This window comes from Caldivirga sp. UBA161, assembly GCF_002506515.1.
In the GTDB taxonomy this organism is placed as follows: Archaea; Thermoproteota; Thermoprotei; order Thermoproteales; family Thermocladiaceae; genus Caldivirga.
The window spans coordinates 11,866-17,422 of record NZ_DAXS01000002.1; the positions used below are offsets into that span (position 1 = coordinate 11,866).

At 41.7% G+C, this 5,557-nt stretch carries 7 protein-coding genes and 1 tRNA gene; 1 reads left to right on the forward strand and 7 read right to left on the reverse strand.

The window, feature by feature from the left end:
• Positions 1 to 69 precede the first annotated feature (69 nt).
• Entirely contained in the window at positions 70 to 1,377 is a 1,308-nt protein-coding gene (locus BP896_RS00175) for a TrpB-like pyridoxal phosphate-dependent enzyme (RefSeq protein WP_291764465.1), read from the forward strand.
• 369 nt (positions 1,378 to 1,746) lie between these two features.
• Here the strand turns inward: BP896_RS00175 and BP896_RS00180 are convergent.
• From BP896_RS00180 to BP896_RS00210, 7 genes are all read right to left on the reverse strand, one after another.
• Positions 1,747 to 1,821 (reverse strand) — tRNA-Lys (locus BP896_RS00180).
• Between the two features lie 108 nt (positions 1,822 to 1,929).
• Positions 1,930 to 2,877, reverse strand: coding sequence for a hypothetical protein (locus tag BP896_RS00185; RefSeq protein WP_291764467.1), 948 nt, complete (start codon positions 2,875 to 2,877; stop codon positions 1,930 to 1,932).
• 483 nt (positions 2,878 to 3,360) lie between these two features.
• Positions 3,361 to 3,498: a hypothetical protein gene (locus tag BP896_RS00190; RefSeq protein ID WP_291764468.1), complete on the reverse strand. Its 138-nt coding sequence runs from the start codon at positions 3,496 to 3,498 to the stop codon at positions 3,361 to 3,363.
• 76 nt (positions 3,499 to 3,574) lie between these two features.
• Positions 3,575 to 3,784, reverse strand: a complete 210-nt coding sequence (locus BP896_RS00195) for a hypothetical protein (RefSeq protein WP_291764469.1) — start codon at positions 3,782 to 3,784, stop codon at positions 3,575 to 3,577.
• Between the two features lie 110 nt (positions 3,785 to 3,894).
• A complete protein-coding gene (locus tag BP896_RS00200; protein ID WP_291764471.1) occupies positions 3,895 to 4,128 on the reverse strand; it encodes a potassium channel family protein in 234 nt (77 codons plus the stop codon).
• A gap of 388 nt (positions 4,129 to 4,516) precedes the next feature.
• Positions 4,517 to 4,987, reverse strand: coding sequence for an MFS transporter (locus BP896_RS00205; protein WP_291764473.1), 471 nt, complete (start codon positions 4,985 to 4,987; stop codon positions 4,517 to 4,519).
• A gap of 257 nt (positions 4,988 to 5,244) precedes the next feature.
• Positions 5,245 to 5,557, reverse strand: a 313-nt coding sequence (locus BP896_RS00210) for an alpha/beta hydrolase fold domain-containing protein (RefSeq protein WP_291764474.1), incomplete at its 5' end; no start/stop codon positions are given.

The following is a 5,557-nucleotide window of genomic DNA, read 5'->3' on the forward strand; positions in this document are numbered from 1 at the left end:
TGAGCATTTGTGAATCCTAAGGCCTATATTTAAAAACTAAGCTAACCTAACACTGCAGGTGGTCACTATTTGGGTAAGTCACTAAACCAGTATAGGATAGACCTACCTCCAGATGAAATCCCAGACCACTGGTACAATATACTTGCTGACCTTCCTGAACCACTCCCACCACCTCAGGATCCTGATAATGGGAGGAGGCTTGAACTGCTTAAGAGGGTCATACCCTCTGAACCCCTAAGCTTTGAATTCTCCAGTGAGAGGTTCATTAAAATGCCTGAGGAGGTGCGTGAGAGGTACCTTCAGGTTGGTAGGCCTACGCCATTGATTAGGGCTAGGAGGTTTGAGGAGTACTTGGATGCACCAGTTAAAATATACCTTAAAATGGAGGGCTACACGTATACTGGGAGCCATAAGGTTAATTCAGCCTTAGCCTGGGTTTACTATGCCCTTAAGGATGGTGCAAGGCTTGTCACCACTGAGACTGGGGCTGGTCAATGGGGTGCTGCAGTTGCATTGGCTTCAGCATTATTTAAGGTTAAGGCGCATGTATTCATGGTTAGGGCAAGCTATAACGCTAAGCCACTTAGGAGGTTCCAAATACAGATGTACGGCGCTGAAGTACATGCAAGCCCCAGTGAATTAACGGAATTCGGGAGGAGGCTACTTAAGGAGAATCCCAACCACCCAGGTAGCCTAGGCGTAGCCATAACTGAGGCAGCCGAGTACGCGCTTAATAATGGTGGTAAGTACGTTGTTGGCAGCGTCATAAATACAGACATACTATTTAAGACTATTGCAGGGCTTGAGGCTAAGAGGCAACTGGAATTAATAGGTGAGGACCCTGACGTAATGATAGGGGTAGTGGGTGGTGGTAGTAATTGGGGTGGTGCATTTTACCCATTCATGGGTGATGAACTCAGGAGTGGGAGGGTTAGGCGTAGGTACATTGCTGTGGGGGCATCTGAGGTGCCTAAGGTCACTAAGGGGGTCTACAAGTATGATGACCCAGATACAGGTAAGGTCTTACCACAGTTGAAGATGTATACAATAGGTTCAGACTTCATACCGCCACCAATATATGCAGGTGGCTTAAGGTACCATGCAGTTGCCCCAACATTATCATACCTAATGAGTAAGGGTTACGTGGAGGGGAGGGATTACGATCAGGAGACAGTCTTCAAGATGGCTCAAGTATTTGCCCAGGTTGAAGGCTACATACCGGCACCAGAAACAGCACACACTTTACCGGTCATTAAGGAGATTGCAGATGAGGCTAAGAGGACTGGTGAGAGGAAGGTTATATTAGTTAGCTTCAGTGGACATGGCCTACTTGACCTAGGTAACTTCGCTGATGTGCTAGGCTTCACAAAGCATTAATTCGCTCAAAGCTTTAATTAATATTAGGAGAGCCATTATCATTAGCCTTATCGGATGCCTCAAGGCATCCATAACCACTGCCAAATTATCCAGTTTTCTCCCCCACATAAATGCCGATCAAAGCAATTAAAAATTGCTTTAAATATTACCCCAGTACAAACAAGATTACTAAGTAAATCATTACTTGATGTTGCACGCATATAACAATGAAGGAAGTTACGTAATAATAATAGAGTTAATATTTATATTAATGGCCTAATAGGCTATAGTAAGCTTTAACCGCATCCTATGCTAGCTGTGGTGTCTTACTCCGAAATATGAGGAAATATTGAGTGTAACATGTTCCATTCCTGAACGTTGAGGAGGATGCGGGCCCGGTGGGATTCGAACCCACGACCTACGGGTTAAAAGCCCGCCGCTCTAACCTGGCTGAGCTACGGGCCCTTGGTTAAGCTTGGAATTCAAGCATCTTATAAGCTTATCTCAACATTAGTCATTGCAATTCCTTACTCCTTGCTGCATGGTCTAGTAAGTCATATTACCTGAAGCTAATTAACTAGGTGATGGATAATACGTGGTATTCTCCACATAATTTTTTAGTACGTTTATCATCAATGAATTTTGACTTACACTGAATCCACAGCAATCGTCCCAAGCCCATATACCTATGTAAGCTGGTTTTAAATCACTTACTTGGCTAAGTACCTCAGCCAAGTAAACTGCAGGTGCAGTACAGTTGATTTTAATGGGTATTCCGGGGTTTGCTTGAGATGGATTGTACCAGGCGTTTGCATCGCAAACTCTGAATCCAATTTCGCCAATAATTAGTGTTAATCCATGCTTTTTCACATTTCTTAGATCATTCAGTAGAGATGGATTGACGTGCACTACACCTTTACTGTAGTAGTAGGAGTATATGTCGTAACCCAGTATTGTTATGTTAGCCTCCTTAGCGAACTTAATCATGGTATTAACATTAATGCAGCAATCATAGTAGTAAAATTCAGCATTAGGGAATTTCTCCTCCAGTAGCCGGTATGTTTTAACTAAAGTTGCTTCACATACCGGAGACTGTAAGCAACCCCATTGTTCACTGAACCCAATTATTAAACCCCTGCCACTTGGATCAATGGCCTTTAAGGAATCCACAACGTAGGTTAAGTCACTATAATTGAAGTAAGCTGGGTTACTTAATCCTCCTCTATAAGTCCAGTATGTTGGGTATAATGCTATGAACACTGATTGACTAGTGTTTAAATAGTATTTAATTAATGCTAGTGAATTATTAAGGGTACCAAGGCACATCATATCATTACCGCAGTAGTAGACTGCAATCACGCCGGCTAAGGCCCATTTAGGTATGGTTGTGTTAGGCATCCATGGTTCAATCCAAATGAAGATTCTGCCCCTTACTGGTTGAGGATGCCTAATACTAATGATGAATATGGAAATTAATATAATGAGAATTACTGCAGTCAACATTAGGTACTTAGTCTTCATATGTTAAAATATTACTTTAGTAATATTTAAGGCTTTCCTCATGCCGTAATACTATAAAGTATGATAAAAGCGTTAGGATAAGGCTCGCCTTTTAAGGTAGGGTTTATTTTAGGTTACTTTATTTGCTACTTCTGTAGCATGCTTGTTACTGAACCGATTAGAATGAGGTTAATTGGCTTAGGATGTGGCGGTTTAAGGAGGTGGATACTTAGGTTTAAGGGTAAGGCAGATCCATAGAACTTGGAGATTCCACTGGGTGAAGAATAGAAGATCCAGCCTATGGTCCGCCACTGGGCAGGTAGAGTAGGGTAGCTAAAGGCTACCAGTTAGAGGTAATGAGAATGAAGGCAATGAACCAACTCAAAGAAAGGCTGAGTTTACTTAAATACTTCTTGATTTAATTTACTATTAATTCATTGCTTGGGCTTATTAATACTTCATTATTCCTAAGAATGTCAATGAGTATTCCTGATTCGCGTTCCCTTACCTTAATGAGACCTTGAAGCTTAACCCAGTGCATTCACTTGAACTAATCACTGAGATTTCACTGTTACCTCTAAGTAGCCTCATTATTGCCTTTAATGACCCTTTATGAACAACTTCAGTTGCTACTGCAGCCATTGTCAATGACCCCACTGCAATTGCCTCATTAGCCCCGGCCTTAAGTGCATATTCAGTATTAACCTCATTAAGGAGTTCAACAATTATGTGAGGTTTGAGTTAATGCTTCTAGCAGCCACAACCTCCATGAGCGTTCTAGAATTAGCTGAGGCAGAATCCCCTGGGGTGGGATTATTAATGATGCCGCCTTATCAATATTAGCCCTAATTAAAGTATCCTTAAGCGTTGGGTCACCCTTAATGAATTCAACATCCTTAGGTAAATTACTCGGCTTTTTCAAGTTCACTTACGTAAACTATATCCATGAATTTCCCTGAATCCTCTATTAATTACTAAGGCTTTTAATCAAAATTAATAGCCCTCTCCGGCTCACCCAGGATAATCACGTGATTACCCTTACTGCTTGACCTCATGTCGCTTATCCTCTCCATAGCCCCTTTCAGTTAATATGGTGGCTATCAATGTTGTTAATATGCTTATCACGGTTATGCCAATGGGCATTATAATCATATCCATAATCCTACCTAAGGTAATTTGAGGGATAATATCCCCATAACCAACCATAGTTATGGTTCCTATAAAGAGCCAAGTCGCATCAAAGAAGTTCCTAATGGCCAGGATTATGACCATGCTCAACTATGTAAATACTTAATGCACCAAGAAATAGTGCCGCTATGAACATTAATATTACGTAAACCATTATACTCCTAATCCCCCTCATTAATCTACATGTATTCAACTGAATAATGGGCGTGATGATTTATTAACCTCCCTAAATAGGATGCTTAATTAACATTACTGCCAATTTATTTACCATAAGCCGGTGGTTTAGGTGACGGGAAAAAGGAAGAGTGATGCGGCCGCCGGGATTTGAACCCGGGATCTGCGGCGTTCCACGCGGGCGGTGCGTTAAGGGCGTTACCTCATAGGCCTTTTAAACATTTCGTTAAGTATCCATGAGGCAATTAAAAGCATTTGTAATACATGTTTTAAGTCTGAGGTAAATTTAAAGTGCTTTTTAACTGGCTGGAACTATCTCCTCCGATATTGCCTCCAAGTCCATTTTCTTAGGCTCCTTTAATGGTATTGACAATAATGCGCCAGCTATTGCAGCTATGGCGTATATGATTAATATACCTCTAATCCCAATGGCTAATTGAAGTGATGGGAAGAGTAAGGTCACTATAGCTGCCCCAGCCTTTCCTGCAGCGGCTGATATACCATGGCCAGTGGTTCTGCGTGATGTTAGGTAAACCTCAGCAGGTATTACGAATGTTGTTGTGTTTGGCCCGAAGTCTATGAAGAAGGTTAAGGCATATATGGCTAAGGCGTAGCTGGATGGTATTAGGAAGCCTATTATACTCGTACCGTGGGCAATCATTAAGTTAACAACAGTTAAGTAGAGGGCTGCCATCATTGAGAAGCCTAATATTTGAATAGCCTTCCTGCCGAGAGTATCCACTAGTACTACTGTAGTTAACGCACACATTGACCCTAATACTATCCCAATACCGTATCAGAGGTTATACGGGTTAAGGAGTATTTTAAATTCACTAATCCTAGCGGCCGCTTTAATGGCTCTTTAAGCTAGTACTTATCGTAGAATGCTTGCCTCAACGTTGATCCTATTAACCCTATTACCACCCTTGCATGAGGTATGGGTAGATTGTAGAAGCCGTGAATCATACCATTAAATCTAACAACTACAGTTGGTACACCTGCCTCTGAGAGTTTAACTGCATATGTTTACGCAGAGTCCCTTAATGGATCATATTCTGAGGTTACAATTAATGCAGGCGGTAGGTTGCTAAAGTCGTTAATCAGTATTGGTGAGAATCTTGGATCAAGCGCATCAGTTAAATTCCTTAAGTAAGCCTTATTGAAGAAATCCATATCATCCTTATCCAGGAGGAAGCCTGTGGAATATCCCCTAATACTGTAGGATGCAACATCCACGCCTACAAATGGGTTCACCAAAACTTGGTACTTAAGACTTGGCCTTAATCCCTTATCCCTAACCATTATAGCCACCACTGCCGCTAAATTACCTCCTGCACTA